At 70.7% G+C, this 14565-nt stretch carries 14 protein-coding genes and 1 other RNA gene; 11 read left to right on the top strand and 4 right to left on the bottom strand.

Features of this window, described 5'->3' with window-relative positions; all coding sequences use genetic code 11:
- Positions 1–51: 51 nt before the first annotated feature.
- Positions 52–1725, top strand: a complete 1674-nt coding sequence (locus AMR74_RS02430; RefSeq protein WP_053770469.1) for a type II/IV secretion system ATPase subunit — start codon at positions 52–54, stop codon at positions 1723–1725.
- Positions 1726–1771: 46 nt separating this feature from the next.
- Positions 1772–3508, top strand: coding sequence for an archaellar assembly protein FlaJ (gene flaJ / locus AMR74_RS02435; protein WP_053770470.1), 1737 nt, complete (start codon positions 1772–1774; stop codon positions 3506–3508).
- Positions 3509–3538: 30 nt separating this feature from the next.
- Here the strand turns inward: flaJ and AMR74_RS02440 are convergent, their stop codons facing one another.
- Positions 3539–4477: an NAD-dependent epimerase/dehydratase family protein gene (locus AMR74_RS02440; RefSeq protein ID WP_053770471.1), complete on the bottom strand. Its 939-nt coding sequence runs from the start codon at positions 4475–4477 to the stop codon at positions 3539–3541.
- Between the two features lie 140 nt (positions 4478–4617).
- Here AMR74_RS02440 and htpX point away from each other — a divergent pair, with 140 nt between their 5' ends.
- Complete coding sequence (htpX, locus tag AMR74_RS02445; protein ID WP_053770472.1) at positions 4618–5487, top strand: zinc metalloprotease HtpX; 870 nt, start codon at positions 4618–4620, stop codon at positions 5485–5487.
- A 212-nt stretch (positions 5488–5699) separates the two neighbouring features.
- A complete protein-coding gene (locus AMR74_RS18960) occupies positions 5700–5840 on the top strand; it encodes a hypothetical protein (protein WP_158295105.1) in 141 nt (46 codons plus the stop codon).
- A gap of 73 nt (positions 5841–5913) precedes the next feature.
- Here the strand turns inward: AMR74_RS18960 and rnpB are convergent.
- Positions 5914–6276: RNase P RNA component (gene rnpB / locus AMR74_RS05105), an RNA gene on the bottom strand.
- Positions 6277–6405: 129 nt separating this feature from the next.
- On the opposite strand from rnpB, the gene AMR74_RS02450 reads away from it, so the two are divergent.
- Entirely contained in the window at positions 6406–7008 is a 603-nt protein-coding gene (locus AMR74_RS02450) for a TIGR00296 family protein (RefSeq protein WP_053770473.1), read from the top strand.
- 40 nt (positions 7009–7048) lie between these two features.
- Here AMR74_RS02450 and AMR74_RS02455 read toward each other — a convergent pair whose 3' ends face one another.
- Together AMR74_RS02455 and AMR74_RS02460 are read right to left on the bottom strand one after the other, a co-directional pair.
- Positions 7049–8206, bottom strand: coding sequence for a nicotinate phosphoribosyltransferase (locus tag AMR74_RS02455; protein WP_053770474.1), 1158 nt, complete (start codon positions 8204–8206; stop codon positions 7049–7051).
- A 108-nt stretch (positions 8207–8314) separates the two neighbouring features.
- The gene (locus AMR74_RS02460) at positions 8315–10066 is read right to left on the bottom strand and encodes an Hvo_1808 family surface protein (protein WP_053770475.1); all 1752 of its coding nucleotides are present in this window, start codon (positions 10064–10066) and stop codon (positions 8315–8317) included.
- A gap of 180 nt (positions 10067–10246) precedes the next feature.
- On the opposite strand from AMR74_RS02460, the gene AMR74_RS02465 reads away from it, so the two are divergent.
- From AMR74_RS02465 to hisD, 6 genes are all read left to right on the top strand, one after another.
- Complete coding sequence (locus tag AMR74_RS02465; protein WP_053770476.1) at positions 10247–10819, top strand: cysteine hydrolase family protein; 573 nt, start codon at positions 10247–10249, stop codon at positions 10817–10819.
- A gap of 152 nt (positions 10820–10971) precedes the next feature.
- Complete coding sequence (locus AMR74_RS02470; RefSeq protein WP_053770477.1) at positions 10972–11532, top strand: hypothetical protein; 561 nt, start codon at positions 10972–10974, stop codon at positions 11530–11532.
- Between the two features lie 131 nt (positions 11533–11663).
- A complete protein-coding gene (locus AMR74_RS19770) occupies positions 11664–11795 on the top strand; it encodes an HVO_2523 family zinc finger protein (protein ID WP_255409708.1) in 132 nt (43 codons plus the stop codon).
- Positions 11796–11953: 158 nt separating this feature from the next.
- A complete protein-coding gene (locus AMR74_RS02475; RefSeq protein ID WP_053770478.1) occupies positions 11954–12919 on the top strand; it encodes a phytoene/squalene synthase family protein in 966 nt (321 codons plus the stop codon).
- 9 nt (positions 12920–12928) lie between these two features.
- The gene (locus tag AMR74_RS02480; protein ID WP_053770479.1) at positions 12929–13138 is read left to right on the top strand and encodes a hypothetical protein; all 210 of its coding nucleotides are present in this window, start codon (positions 12929–12931) and stop codon (positions 13136–13138) included.
- Positions 13139–13176: 38 nt separating this feature from the next.
- Entirely contained in the window at positions 13177–14454 is a 1278-nt protein-coding gene (hisD, locus tag AMR74_RS02485; RefSeq protein ID WP_053770480.1) for a histidinol dehydrogenase, read from the top strand.
- The last annotated feature ends 111 nt before the right edge of the window (positions 14455–14565 follow it).

A 14565-nucleotide genomic window follows, 5' to 3' on the forward strand; every position in this document is an offset into this window, starting at 1 on the left:
CACAGCCGGTCCGCGCGCGCGGACCGCGACCACCCCGACCCGGCCCAAGACATGACCGAACACGGCACCGCCCAACCGTCCGAAGAGCTCCGAAAGGCGGCCATGCGCCGCCCCCACCTCCGGGAACACCTCCGCGAGTTCAAACAGATCACCGGGGAGTTCCCGCAGTTCATCGAGGAGCCGAAAGACGAGTACGAGTCCCCGCGGCCGAACGTCATCTATCCGGTCGGCGGCCCCATCTACAGCCACATCTACGGCGACCTCGGGCAGGACACGAAGTACTACGCCATCGAGCCCGAGGTGTCGGGCCCGCAGGCGGAGATCCTCAACGAGGTGAAAAACCGGCTGCTGACCGTGAGCGGCCAGCACAGCGCGCCGGAGAACGAGGCCGAGTACGACGACCTCATCGAGGAGCTGTTAGAGGAGGTCACCCACGTCGACGACACCTCGTCGGGGTTACAGAAGGGCCTCTCGAAGGTCAAGAACTTCGGGAAGCTGTCCGTCACCGAGGAGACCTACGAGAACATCCGGTACCGGCTCAACCGCGACATCGTCGGGCTCGGGCCGCTGGAACCGGTGATGCGCGACCCGGCCAACGAGGACATTCACGTCATCGGCCCCAAGGAGTGCCACGTCGACCACGGCACCTTCGGCATGCTGGAGACGACCGTCGACTTCGGCACGCCCCAGGAGTTCGACAGCTGGCTGCGCAACATGGGCGAGCGGATCGGCGACCCGCTGTCCGACTCCGATCCCATCGTCGACTCCACGCTGCCGGACGGGTCGCGTATCAACATCATCTACTCCGACGACGTGTCGCTGAAGGGCTCCTCGCTCACCATCCGCCAGGGCGAGGAGGTGCCGCTGTCGATCAACCAGATCACCAACTGGGGGACGCTCTCGCCGGAGCTGGCGGCGTACCTCTGGCTCTGCCTGGAGAACGAGCAGACGGTCTTCGTGGTCGGGGAGACGGCCTCCGGGAAGACGACGACGCTGAACGCCATCCTCTCGTACATCCCCGACGACTCGAAGATATACACCGCGGAGGACACCGCGGAGGTCATCCCGCCGCACAACACCTGGCAGCAGCTGCTGACCCGCGAGGGCGGCGGCGAGGGCTCCTCCGACGTGGACATGTTCGACCTGGTCGCCGCCGCGCTGCGGTCGCGCCCCGACTACATCATCGTGGGCGAGGTCCGCGGCGCCGAGGGGCGCATGGCGTTCCAGGCGGCCCAGACCGGCCACCCGGTCATGCTGACGTTCCACGCGTCCGACATCGTCTCGATGATCCAGCGGTTCACCTCCGAGCCGATCAACGTCCCGGAGACGTTCATGGACAACGCCGACGTGGCGCTGTTCCAGAACCGCGTGAAGCAGGGCGACCAGGTCCTGCGCCGCGTGACGAGCGTCCAGGAGATCGAGGGGTACTCCAAGGAGATGGAGGGGGTCGTCACCCGCGAGGTGTTCAGCTGGGACCCCGTCGAAGACGAGATCGTCTTCCAGGGGATGAACAACTCCTACGTGCTCGAAGAGCAGATCGCGACGCTCCTGGGCTACGCCGACACCCGCGACATCTACGACGACCTCGACTTCCGCGCGGAGCTGATCGAGCGGATGATCCAGGAGGGAATCTTAGGCTACCACGAGGTCAACGACGCGATCAACTCGTTCCAGCGCGACGGCGTCGAGGGGCTCCCCTTCGACATGCACCGCAACACGATGTGACGATGCCCGGCGAATCACCCACCGCGACGACGGAGGCACCCTGACGATGGCGGTCAAGCAGATGGGCGACGGGCTCGCGACGGCCGCCAGGCTGACCTCCGAGGTCATGGAGTCGTACGAGCAGCTCGACATCTCCAAGGGGAAGTACGTCGGCCTCGTGCTGGTGCCGGCCGTGTTCGTGTTCGTCGGCAGCGTCGTCGGCCTCGTCGCACTGCCGCTCCCCCTCGCCGCCCGCGTCCCGATCCCGATGTTCGGCGGGCTCGTCCTGTTCGCGGCCGTCATCTACCCGAAGATCTACCTCTCCAGCCTGGAGACGAAGATCGACAACCAGCTACACCTCGTGATGACGCACATGACGGTGCTGTCGACGACGAACATCGACCGGATGGAGGTGTTCCGGACGCTGGCGCAAGAGGAGGAGTACGGCGTCGCCGCCGAGGAGATCGGCCGCGTCGTCCACCTCGTCGACACGTGGAACCAGAGCCTCGACGACGCCTGTCGCCGCCGCGCGCAGGAGGTCCCCTCCGACGCGATGGCCGACTTCTTCGACCGCCTCGGCTACACGATGGGCGCGGGCCAGTCGTTAGAGGAGTTCCTCGTCTCCGAGCAGGACGTCATGCTCGCGCAGTACGAGACCCGCTACGAGTCCGCGCTCTCGAACCTGGAGGTCATGAAGGACCTGTACATGTCGATGATCCTCTCGATGACGTTCGCGCTGGTGTTCGCCGTCGTCCTCCCGATCCTCACCGGCAACGACCCGACCGCGACCGTGGCGGCCGTCATCGTCCTCTTCGTCTTCGTCCAGCTCGGATTCTACGCGATGATCCGCGCGACGTCGCCGTACGACCCGATCTGGTACCACCCGGACGAGCGGGCCCCCGGCGACCTGAAGCTGTGGGCCTCGCTGATCGGCGGCGGCGGGCTCTCGTTCCTGCTCATCGGGATCACGGCCGCCGGGATGTTCGGGTACGGCCCCGGGCTCCCCGGCCTCCTCTTTTTCCTCGACGACGTCCGGCTGCCCCTGTACCTCGCGGTTCCCATCTCGCCGCTGATCATCACCGGCGTCGTCCTCCGGCAGGAGGAACGGGCGATCACCGCCCGCGACGGCGAGTTCCCCTCGTTCGTGCGCGCGCTGGGCGCGACCGAGAGCGCGAAGCAGTCCACGACCACCGACGTGCTGACGACGCTGCGCGACAAGAACTTCGGCGAGCTCTCCGAGGCCATCGAGCGGCTCTACCGCCGGCTCAACATGCGGATCAGCACCGAGGGCGCCTGGCGGGCGTTCACGCGCGACACGCGCTCGTACCTCATCCAGAAGTTCTCCGAGATGTATCTCGTCGGCCGGCGGATGGGCGGGGACCCGAAGCTGCTCGGCGAGCTGATATCGAAGAACATGAACGCCGTCAACCAGCTGCGCGAGCAGCGCCGGCAGGCGGCGATGACGTTCATCGGGCTGCTGTACGGGATCACCGCGGCCGCGACGTTCGCCTTCTTCATCGGGCTGGAGATCGTCGCCATCTTGGCCGACCTCACCGCCGACTTCGGGCTCGACCAGATGGACATCGGGCAGATCGTCTACCCCGGCGCCTACGACATCCCGCTCATCGAGTACCTCCTCCTCACCGTCGTGTTGTTCAACGCCGCGCTCTCCTCGCAGATGATCCGCCGGATCGACGGCGGCAACCCCGCGAACGGCTACATCCACTTCGTCCTCCTCACGTGGCTCGGCGCGGGCACCGCCATCGCGACGCGGACGCTCGTCAACGCGATCCTGTCGATCTGACCGCGGACGGGGTTCCTCTCTCGGGTCCGCTCACTCCTCGAACAGCGTCGGCCCGGCGACCGCCGCGTCGGCCGCGTCGCGCCACGAGCGCGACGGCGTCCACCCGAACAGCCGAGACGCCTTCTCGATGGCGTAGGCGCCGCGGTCGTCGCCCTCGGCCAGCGCGTCCGCGTCGACCGCGCAGTCGTCCGGAACCTCGCCGTAGGACTCGCGCAACAGGTCGAGGAGGGGACGGCCGAGCGCGTTGTCGGCCGCCACGCAGTTGACCGCCTCGTGGGTCCCGGGGTCGACCGCCGGGTCGTCCCCGAGGAGGTCCGCGAGCGCGGCCGCGACGAGGTCGGCGACGTCGCGGACGTCGACGTACGACCAGAAGTTGCCGGCGCCCGCGTCGAGGTCGCCCACGTACTCGTCGGCGCGGCAGGCGTAGTCGCCGGGGTACTGGATCCACGACGGGCGGACGGAGACGGCGGGAACGTCGTGACGGCGCGCGGCCGCGCCGGCGGCCGCCTCCGCGGTCACCTTCGAGAGCCCGTAGGGGTCCTCCGGGCGGAGCGGGTGGGCCTCGGTGACCGGCAACTCGTCCGGGAACGGCGTGGGATCGGCGAAGAAGAAGCCGTAGGCGCCGTCGCTGGAGGCCTGGACGACCGGGGCGTCGGCGCGGCCCGCGGCGTCGCAGACGTGTTTCGCGGCGAGCGCGTTCGTCTTGAACACCCGCCCCTCGGGGTGGGTGCCCGCCACCGGGATCGCCGCCCAGTGGACGACCGCGTCGGGGTCGACGGCGGCGACGACGTCGAGCGCCTGGTCGCGCTCGGCGAGGTCGGCCGCGCGGAACGAGACGTTCGGAGCCGGATCGACGCCGAGCCCGGGGTGGTCGTAGTCGACGACGACGACGTCGTAGTCGCCGGCGAGCCGGTCGGCGACCCAGCGCCCGGAGGCGCCGCGGCCGCCGGTGACGAGGACCGTGTCCATGCGAACGCCTCGCGAAGCGACGGCAAAAGCGCGTTGCTCGACGACTTCCCGGCGACGGCGCCCCCGGTCCGGAGCGCCGGTCGGCAACCGCGGCTTCCCGCTCCGGCAACCTTTAACGCGCAGAACGGTAACCTACGCGCATGGATTGGAAGACAGACTGGGGGTTGCGTGGACGGATGGCGTTCACGATGTTCCTCCTGTTCGCCCTCTACGTCGTGTTCGTCGGAGCCCTGACGGTGTACTTCGGCGACTTCCTGTTCCCGTTGATCATGCTCGGCGGGTTCTCGCTGGCGCAGTACTTCTTCAGCGACAAGCTCGCGCTGAAGAGCATGGGCGCCCGCGAGGTCGACCCCGACGAGTACCCCGACCTCCACCGGCGGATCGAGCGGCTGAGCCAGCAGGCCGACCTCCCGAAGCCGACGGTCGCGGTCGCGAACACCCGCGTTCCGAACGCCTTCGCGACCGGCCGGAACAAGAAGAACGCGACCGTCGCGGTGACGACCGGGCTCTTGGAGAGCCTCGACGAGGACGAGCTGGACGGCGTGCTCGCCCACGAGCTCGCCCACGTGAAGAACCGCGACGTGATGGTCATGACCATCGCGTCGTTCCTCTCCACCATCGCCTTCTTCATCGTGCGGTGGGGCTGGCTGTTCAGCGGCGACAACCGGCAGGGCGCGCCCGTCATCGTCGCGATCCTCGTGTCGCTTCTGGTGTGGGTGGTCTCGTTCCTGCTCATCCGCGCGCTCTCGCGCTACCGCGAGTACTCCGCCGACCGCGGCGCGGCGCTCATCACCGGGAAGCCCGGCGCGCTCGCCTCCGCGCTGATGACCATCGACGGCCGGATGGACAAGGTGCCCAAGGAGGACCTCCGCGAGGAGGCGGAGATGAACGCGTTCTTCATCATCCCGATCAAGGCCGGCTTCGTCGGGAAGATCGCCTCCACGCACCCCTCGACGGAGAACCGCATCGAGAAGCTCCGCGAGCTGGAAAAGGAGATGGAGACGGCGTGAATTACGGGCGAACCGTCCGAGCTTCCGCCCGGTCGAAGCCCCGAACCGAGGCCGCGTCCGGAGCGTAGTCCGACGACGGCGATCCCGCGGCGGGACTCCGATACCGTCCGCCTCATCGCGACGAGCCGACCGCCCGACGCGGCACGGACCGGTCGGTGCCGGCGACGTGACACCAAAATTCTTTATTCGGGACTGGTATCCACATCGTGGTTATGGGTCCCCTGATCGCAGGCCACTCGATCGGCGTCCTCCTTCGGACCGGCGCGACGAGCGTCCTCGGAATCGTGCTGACGGTCGGCCTCGTCGTGGCTGTGAATGTTGTAATAAAACTGGTAGAAAAGATACTGGAGTGAGGACGGCGCGCCACCGGGCCTCCGCGTCGACGCGTCCCGCGTCGAGCGGTTGCGCCGCTCCGCGGCGCGAGCGGACTGAGGGGAGTAAGCCCCCTTCGGTTCGTCCCGACATTCGGCTGAGCGTCCGCGCCGCGGCCGGACTACCTTGTGGCGCGGACTTGCACCGGCGAGGATTCGCCGTTCCATCCGTTCCCGCCCGTCGGCCCTCGTCGGGTTAACTCCCTTCCCTTGCGGGTCGGTTCGCGCGTTCGCGGGTGACCCCGCGAACGCCGTCGGTCGCCGAGGCGACCGCACGCGACTCATCGGTCGGGGCGGGGGGTGTCGTTGCTGTTCCAGAGCCAGCCGTCTCCGACTCCGGGCGTGTGCCCGGTCGCCTGTCCGGCCGGTGGGGGGACTTTCCTCATGCCAAGGGCACGGGAGTCGGGCTCCCTCTGTCCGGTTCGCCGTTTCTCCCGCCGGCGAATAAGGCGTTCGGTCGGGCGCCTCTCGGGTGAGACGCCGCCAGCGCCGCGAGAGCGGTGCCACAAGGGAAGCGTTCAAGTCGTCAGCACTGTAATGGACTCTCATGTCCGAGGCTCAGACCGTTCAGCTGTCGTACGACGACGGTGCACGAGCGGTCGAACTCGCGCGGGAGGCGGTCGAGTCGTTCGTCCGACACGGGCAACGCGAACAGCCCGGGAGCATGCGAGAGGCGTTTTACGCCCGCACGGGCGCCTTCGTTCGGCTCCAGTCGACGCGGGGCCGCGGCCGCCTCCGCGGCTGTGCCGGCGCGTGGGACACGTCGGACCAGCTGGGCCACGCCATCGTCGAGGCCGCGATCAAGGCGGCGTCCGGCGACTCCTGCGGCTCCGAGGTGGAGCCGAAGGAACTCGACAACATCACCGTCTCGGTGTTCGTCGTCTCGAACACCGTCCTCACGAACGACCCCGCCGAGGACCTCGAGATCGGCACGCACGGGGTCGCCGTCGACAGCGGCAACGCCCACGGCTGGCTCTACCCGACGGTGCCCGTCGAGAACGGCTGGTCGGCCGCGGAGTTCCTCTCGCGCACCTGCCGGAAGGCGAAGCTCTTGCCGACCGCGTGGCAGGATGAGGACACGATGGTGACGCTCATCGAGGGCCAGGTCTTCCGAGAGCGCGCCGACGGCGGCGCCGTCGAGGAGCTGTAGCCCGCGACCCGCCCGCGTCTTTTCAGGCTCGTCGCCCGCGTCAGTCCGTCCCGTAGCCGACGGCCGCCGCGTCCGCGAGCGCCCGCTCCGCCGCCGCCGAGAGGTCAAACGCGTCGCCCGCGACCACCTCGCCGTCGCGGATCACGGGCTCCATGAGCGCCTCGGCGTCCGCCGGTCCCGAGCGGTCCGCCAGCCCGACGGCGTGGGCGCCGTCGTCGGTGCGGTAGACGGCCTTCGCGCCCGAGAGCTTCCCGCGCTTGGCGGCCGGCTCGCCGTCGACGGCGACGAGGTCGAGCGCGAAGTCGACGGGGTCCGCGTTGGAGACGTAGCCGCCGACGCCGAACCCGTCCACGACGTCGCGCAGGTCGCGGAGGTCCGCCGGGCCGAGGCCGCCGGAGACGTACACCGCCACGTCGCCGTGGCCGCGCGCGTCGAGCTCCCACCGCACCTCGCGGACGATGTGTCCGAAGTCGCCGCGCCGGGAGCCAGTCGTGTCGAGGCGGACGCCGTCGAGGTCGTCGCCCAGCGTCTCCACGGCGCGGAGGACCTCGTCGACCTCGTCGGAGTAGGTGTCACACAGCGCGATCCGGGGCGCGTCCGCCGGAACGCCCTCGTCGTAGGCGCGCCAGGCGGCCTCCTGCTCGCCGCGCCCGAAGCAGATGGCGAGCGCGTGCGGCATCGTCCCCGAGGCCTCCCGCCCGAGCAGGTCGCCGGCGGCGACGTGCGAGAAGCCGTCGAACCCGGCCGCCAGCGCGGAGCGCTCGACCGCCGCGGTCATCGCCGGGTGGACGTGCCGCGCGCCGAACGAGAGGACCGACGACTCCGGCGCGGCGACTCGGCAGTCCAGCGCCGCCGTCGCCATCCCGGACGCGTGCGAGAGGAAGCCCAGAAGCGACGTCTCCAGCCGCGCGAACGCCAGGTACGGCCCCTCGATCCGCATCACCGGGCCGCCGTCGAACAGCCGGCCCTCGGGGACCGCGTCGACGTCCACGTCGCGGCCGGCGAGCAGTTCGACGGCGTTCCCGAGCCCGGCGAACAGCTCGAACTCGCCGTCGGGGAACTGGTCCGCGGTCACCTCGGCGACGACGCGGGGGTTCCGCCCGGCCGCCTCCAGCGCCGCCTCGGTCCGCTCGAAGTACGCGTCGGTCGCGCGCCCCTCGCGGATCGCGGCCGCGTCGACGATGTCGAACTCGCTCATGCCCGACGGTTCGGTCGCGGGGACGAAAAGCCACCCGTGTCGCGGCGACCGCGGACCGCGCGGTCGTCCGGGGCGCGCGGCACTCGTCGGCGCGCTGCGAGCGCCGGGCTACGCCGACCGTCGCGCGGCCACCCCGAGCGCGGCCGCGAGGGCGACGAGCGCCGCCGCGACGCCGAAGCCGGGGGTGCTGTCGTTCGTGTCGCCGGCCCCTCCGTCCGCGCCGTCGCCGCCGTCCGCGTCGCCGCTCCCGTCGTCGCCGTCGCTGCTGTTGCCGTCGTCGCCGTCGGTGCCGTCCCCGCCGTCCCCGTCGCTTCCGTCCGCGCCATCGGTGCCGTCGGCGTCCGGGAGCGTCAGGTCGGCGTCCGGCCGGAGTTCGAGGACGCCCTCCGGCGACGGCGCGTGGGTTATCGTCACGCTCGTCCCGTCGCGCTCGACGCCGTAGGCGCCCGGGAAGTCGCTCTCCGAGCCGATCTCGTACACGGTCCCGGCCGCGTAGTCGCGCTCGCCGTGGGCGGTCAGCATCCGCACGTAGGCGTCGCGGAACGCCTCCGCGTCGTCGGCGGTCTGCCACTCGGTCGCCCAGACGTAGCCGTCCCGGTCGCCGTTCCGGTAGGGGTACAGCTCGTCGTCGGCCCAGCCGTCCGTCACGGGGTGGGCGTAGTTGTACACCGCCCGCGACTCGAGTTGGGCCTCCGTGTCGAGGTGGATCTGGACGTTCTGTCGGACGGTCGCGTCGGGCGCTAACACGGCGTGCCGGTACTCTAAGCTCTGGTACCAGAACATGACGAACATCGACGCCTCGCCCGCCGTCTCCGCGCCCTCGACGCCCTGGTCCGGGTAGGTCTCCCACCCGCCGGTCGCGGCGTCGTCGAACGTGACGTTCCCCTCCTCGTAGCCGGGGTCGCGGTGGATGACCTCCGCCGTCGACGCCGGCGGGTCGTTCATCGTCGCGTTGACGGCCGCCCACCCGCCCTCGTCGCGGAGTTCGCGGACGTACAGCGCGCCGTCCCCGTACGGCTGGAGGACGGTCTGGAGGATGCCGAAGTTGAACTCGGCGCCGCCGCCCCCGCCGCCGTCGCTCTCGGGCGGCTCGGCGCAGGTCCAGTTGTCGGCGCAGCGGGCGGCGTACCGCTCCTCGACGTGGACCGCCTCCCCCTCGACGATCCCGTCGACCGCGAGGTCGCCGTCCTGCGTCGCGCCGACGTAGCGCGGGTCGGTGAGGTCGTGATACTGGTCTTGCATCGCGTGGAGCAGCTCGTGCGCGAGCGTCGAGGGGTCGATGTCGGGCGACTCGCCGTCGGGGACGACGATGACGATCCGGTCCTGCGATGGCGAGTAGAAGCCGGAGACCGCGCCGCCGAACACCGAGTCGATCTCGTCGTTGGCGTTCGTGTCGTCGCCGACGACGAACAGCGCCTCCCACACCTGGTCGTTCCAGCGCCGGAACGCCTCGGAGCCGTTGCCGCTCGCGGTGTCGTTGGCGTACTCGCTCCGAGTGACCGTCTCGACCGGCACGTCCTCCCTGAACGGGCGCTGCCGGACGTGTTCGACCCGGGCCATCGTGAGGTCGGTCAGCGCCGACAGCTGGGACTCGTTGAGCCCGTCCGTCTCCGCGAAGTCGACGGACTCCTCGTAGTGGGTCCCGTTCCAGCAGCCCACCAGGTCGGGGCCGTCGCCGGGACTGCACTCGTCGGCGGACGCGGAGGGCACCCCGCCCGGCGCCGTCGGCCCGGTGCCAGACGCGGCGGGGACCGCGCCGGCGTCGGGAGCGGCGGCGACGCCGGCGGTGAACGCGACACAGAGGACGGCGACCGCGGCGACGGCGGCGGCCGCGGTCGAGAGGGTGAGAACCCGTCGCATACGAACTGTATCGGACGCCCCGGTAAGTAGTTTGTCGGTTCCTTCGGCGCCGCGGCCGGCGGATTTTTCCGCAGGCGGCGGCCCGCCGACGCCCCGGCGCGGCGTTCCCGCCGTCGTCGGGACGAACCGGCGGCCGCGAGCGGGACGACGGTTTTTGTCCCGTGCGCGGTAACCGGCGGTATGGCGTTCGATCCGACAGCAACCGCGGTGGTCGTCGTGGACATGCAAAACGGGTTCTGTCACCCCGACGGGAGCCTCTACGCCGAGCCGAGCGAGGCCGCGATCGAGCCGGTGACGGCGCTCGTGGACCGCGCCCGGGAGGCCGGCGCGTCCGTCGTCTACACCCGCGACGTCCACCCGCCCGAGCAGTTCGACGAGACCCACTACTACGACGAGTTCGACCGGTGGGGCGAACACGTCGTCGAGGGGTCGTGGGACGCCGAACTCGTCGACGACCTCGACGTGCGCGACGGGGACCACGTCGTCGAGAAGCACACCTACGACGCCTTCTACCGGACCGACTTGGAGGGACACCTCGACGCGCACGGCGTCGACGACCTGCTGATCTGCGGCACGCTCGCGAACGTCTGCGTCCTCCACACCGCCGGCAGCGCGGGGCTCCGGGACTACCGCCCGGTCGTGGTCGAGGACGCGCTCGGGTACATCACCGAGGAGCACCGGGAGTACGCCGTCGACCACGCCGACTGGCTGTTCGGCGAGACGACGACCCGCGACGCGGTCGCGTTCGCGTAGTCCCGGGCGCCGGGCCGGCGTCCTCGCGGCCGCGGTCGGACCGACGCCTCCGCGGTCGCGGACGCCGACCGGCGAACGTTCCGGATCTCCGCAATTATCGCGCGCGGAAATCGGCGTGTAACGCTTTTCACCGCCGGCCGGAACCGGGAGGCATGGACATCTCTCGACGGGGCGTGCTCGGGGGCCTCGGCGCGGTCTGCGCGGTCGGCGCCGTCGGCTTCGCGGGCGCGGCGACGGTGACCGACGGCGCGGCGGTCGACGGCCTCGGCGGTATCGGCGGCGACGGCCCGGCGGCGACGGGCGACGGGACGGACGAGGAGACGGCGCCGCAGTCGGCCGCCGTCGATCCCGAGGCGCCGTTCGAAGCGCGGCTGACCGGCGGCGACGGCACCGACGCGACGCTGTTCGGGGCGACCGACCTCGACGTGGTCAAGGGCGTCTTCGCGAAGGACGGGGAGTTCCTCGTGCAGGTCGTGCTCTCCGAGGCGGGCGTCGACGCGTTCCGGACCCGACTCGATGAGGCCGGCGCGACCGACGACCCGGCCGCGTTCGTGGTGTCGATGACGCTCGACGGGACCGAGGTGCGGCGCGTCGAACTCGACCGGGAGACGGTCGACGCGCTCACGGGCTCCGAGTGGGGAGGCGTGCTGACGCTCCCGTTCGGACAGGAGTCGGTCGCCCGGTCGGTGTACGAGCGACTGGCCGACGACTGACCAGTCAGGTTCGGCGCGGTCGCGACCGCGCCGCGGCCCGCCGGGCGCCGCGACTGCCGGGCCTCCACGGCCCGCCGGGCGCCGAGGGTCCGGTGGGGTAGCGTTTTGTCCCTCGCCCACGTATTTCCGTCGTGAGCGACGACCCGGCGAACGACGGCGGCCGCCCGTGTCCGGTCTGCGAGACGCCGATGTACCACCGACACTGTAAGTACGTCTGCCCGGCTCACGGCGTCGTCTACGACTGTAGCGACACCTTCTACTGAGCTCTCGCCGCCCCGCGCGCCGGTTCGATCGACGGACGCGACGGGGGTACCCGGGATCCAAACTGTGTCGTGCGAACTGTTATGTTCTTGGAGGCCGAATTTCCACTTATGATGGGCGACCCGTACGCGACCCTCCTTGCCGACCGCTCGGGGTCAGCATGGTAGAGCAAACACAGGTTGCCCGGAGCAAGCGGATCCAGCGCCGCACCGGGAAGACGTTCCACGTCGCCACCCGGCTACTGCCCCAGCGGATCCGCCACCCGACGTACGTGCTGTACGGGTTCTTCCGCATCGCCGACGAGGTCGTCGACGCCGAGGACACCGGACCGCCCGCCGAACAGCGGGCCGAACTCGACCGCCTCCGAGCGGCCGCGCTCGGCGAGGAGCCGACGGACGACCCGGTGTTGGAGGCGTTCGCCGAGGTGGTCGAGCGCAACGACATCCCCGACGAAGACGTCCACTCGTTCGTGGACGCGATGGAGAGCGACATCGACACCGACCGCTACGAGACGTACGCCGACCTGGAAGCGTACATGGACGGCTCCGCGGCCGCCGTCGGTCGGATGATGACGGCGATCATGGACCTCGACCCGGAGGAGGAGGCCGAGGCGCTCCCGCACGCGACGAAGCTCGGAGAGGCCTTCCAGATGACGAACTTCCTCCGCGACGTCCGCGAGGACGTGGTCGAGCGCGACCGCATCTACCTCCCCTTAGAGACGCTCCGCCGCCACGGCGTGAGCGAACAGCAGATCCTCGACTTAGAGTTCGACGAGGACGTCGCGGCCGCGATCCGGGAGGAGATGGCCCGCACCGAGCGGCTCTACGAGGAGGGCGTCGCGGGGATCAAGTACCTCCCCGAGGACTGCCAGCTGGCGGTGCTGCTCGCGGCGGTGCTGTACGTCGACCACCACCGGCTCATCCGGAACCGCGGCTACGACACCGTCTCGGCCACCCCGGAGCTGTCGCTCACCCGGAAGCTGTCGCTGCTCGTCCGCACGCGCTGGAAGTGGCAGTGGAACCGCGACCCGGAAGCGGTGTTCTACGACATGTGTACCGACTTCGACCCCGCCCGCGAGTCCCACGGGCACGGTCCCCACGGCGCGGGCGTCCCGCAGACGGACTGAGCGGCCCGCATGGACCGCTCCCGGTTCGTCTCGCTCGCGTTCGCCGCGTTCGGCCTCGTGTTCGTCTCCTTCCTCCTCCGCGGGACGACGCGGCTGGTCGCGCCCTACGAGGTCGCGGTCGCGGTGTCGGCCCCGGTCCTCTTCGCGGCGGCCGCGCTCCTGGCCGCCCTCCTCGTCCTCGCCGTCCTCGACGTGACCGGGATCCGGCGGCTGGGGTGAGTCGGAACGCCCTTGCCCCGCCGTCCCCGACGACCGGTATGGACGTACGAACCGTCGCGGACCTCTCGCCGGCCGAGCGGCGCGCCTTCTTCGAGCGCGACGCCGGCGTCGAGGGGGTCCGCGAAGACGTGCGAGAGATCGTCGGGCGGGTCCGCGAGGAGGGCGACGTCGCGGTCCGCGAGTTCGCGGAGGAGTTCGACGGCGTCGCCGTCGGGAACATCGACGTCACCGACGACGCGGCGCGGGCGCACGAGGAGCTGGCCGACGCGGGCGACCCGGTCCTCGACGCGGTCCGGGAGGCGGCCGCGAACGTCCGCGCGTTCCACGAGCGGCAGCACCCGGAGGACTGGCGCGACGACTTCGGCGGCCGCGAGCTCGGCCGGCGCTTCCGCCCGATCGACCGCGTCGGCGTGTACGTGCCCGGCGGCGCGGCCGCGTACCCCTCCAGCGCGCTGATGGGGATCATCCCGGCGGTCGTCGCCGGCGTCGACCACGTCGCGGTCGCGACGCCGCCGGCCGACGAGCTCAACCCCGTCACCCTCGCGGCCATCCACGAGGCCGGCGCCGACGCGGTGTACCAGGTCGGCGGCGCGCAGGCGATCGGCGCGCTCGCGTACGGGACGGAGACGGTGACGCGGGTCCAGAAGGTCGTCGGGCCGGGGAACAAGTGGGTCACCGCCGCCAAGTCGATCGTTCAGGGCGACGTGCAGATCGACTTCCTCGCCGGCCCGAGCGAGGTGCTCGTCCTCGCCGACGGGACGGCCGACCCCGACCTCGTCGCGGCCGACCTCGTCGCGCAGGCCGAACACGACCCCAACGCCTCCGTCGTCGCGGTCACCGACGACGCCGCCCTCGCCGAGGCCGTCGCCGACGCGGTCGACGCGCAGGCGGCCGAGCGCGACCGCGAGGAGACGGTCCGGGCCGCCCTCGACAACGCGGCCTCCGGCGTCCTCCGCGCGCGCTCGATGCCCGAGGCGGTCCTCTTCGCCGAGGAGTACGCCGCCGAGCACCTCTCGATCGTGGCGGACGACGACGAGGCGCTCTTGGACCGGATCACCAACGCCGGCTCCGTCTTCCTCGGCCCGTACTCCCCCGTCGCGGCCGGGGACTACGCGGCCGGGACGAACCACGTGCTGCCGACGAACGGCGGCGCGAAGCGGTACGGCGGACTCTCCGTCGACACCTTCCTGCGGTCCTCGACCGTCCAGCGGCTCGACCGCGACGCCCTCGACGACCTCTCGGAGACGGTCACGACGCTCGCCGACGCCGAAGGGCTGGAGGCGCACGCCGAGAGCGTGCGGAAGCGGTTCGAGTAGCCGGGCCCCCTCGGAGCGGTTTCGATAGCCCTATATAGCGCTCCGCGCCGAACACCTCGACTCAATAACAGAAACGGCGGTACTCACCGGATCGGAGCGGCCTGAACTACC

The organism is Halorubrum tropicale (genome assembly GCF_001280455.1).
In the GTDB taxonomy this organism is placed as follows: Archaea; Halobacteriota; Halobacteria; order Halobacteriales; family Haloferacaceae; genus Halorubrum; species Halorubrum tropicale.

What these genes read in the sequence shown, in the direction of transcription:
- AMR74_RS02465 (WP_053770476.1), top strand. Translation starts at nt 10,247, where the DNA reads ATGGCGTTCGATCCGACAGCAACCGCGGTGGTCGTCGTGGACATGCAA.
- AMR74_RS02475 (WP_053770478.1), top strand. Translation starts at nt 11,954, where the DNA reads ATGGTAGAGCAAACACAGGTTGCCCGGAGCAAGCGGATCCAGCGCCGC.
- AMR74_RS02480 (WP_053770479.1), top strand. Translation starts at nt 12,929, where the DNA reads ATGGACCGCTCCCGGTTCGTCTCGCTCGCGTTCGCCGCGTTCGGCCTC.
- AMR74_RS02460 (WP_053770475.1), bottom strand. Translation starts at nt 10,066, where the DNA reads ATGCGACGGGTTCTCACCCTCTCGACCGCGGCCGCCGCCGTCGCCGCG.
- AMR74_RS02470 (WP_053770477.1), top strand. Translation starts at nt 10,972, where the DNA reads ATGGACATCTCTCGACGGGGCGTGCTCGGGGGCCTCGGCGCGGTCTGC.
- AMR74_RS02430 (WP_053770469.1), top strand. Translation starts at nt 52, where the DNA reads ATGACCGAACACGGCACCGCCCAACCGTCCGAAGAGCTCCGAAAGGCG.
- hisD (WP_053770480.1), top strand. Translation starts at nt 13,177, where the DNA reads ATGGACGTACGAACCGTCGCGGACCTCTCGCCGGCCGAGCGGCGCGCC.
- AMR74_RS18960 (WP_158295105.1), top strand. Translation starts at nt 5,700, where the DNA reads ATGGGTCCCCTGATCGCAGGCCACTCGATCGGCGTCCTCCTTCGGACC.
- htpX (WP_053770472.1), top strand. Translation starts at nt 4,618, where the DNA reads ATGGATTGGAAGACAGACTGGGGGTTGCGTGGACGGATGGCGTTCACG.
- AMR74_RS02455 (WP_053770474.1), bottom strand. Translation starts at nt 8,206, where the DNA reads ATGAGCGAGTTCGACATCGTCGACGCGGCCGCGATCCGCGAGGGGCGC.
- AMR74_RS02440 (WP_053770471.1), bottom strand. Translation starts at nt 4,477, where the DNA reads ATGGACACGGTCCTCGTCACCGGCGGCCGCGGCGCCTCCGGGCGCTGG.
- AMR74_RS02450 (WP_053770473.1), top strand. Translation starts at nt 6,406, where the DNA reads ATGTCCGAGGCTCAGACCGTTCAGCTGTCGTACGACGACGGTGCACGA.
- flaJ (WP_053770470.1), top strand. Translation starts at nt 1,772, where the DNA reads ATGGCGGTCAAGCAGATGGGCGACGGGCTCGCGACGGCCGCCAGGCTG.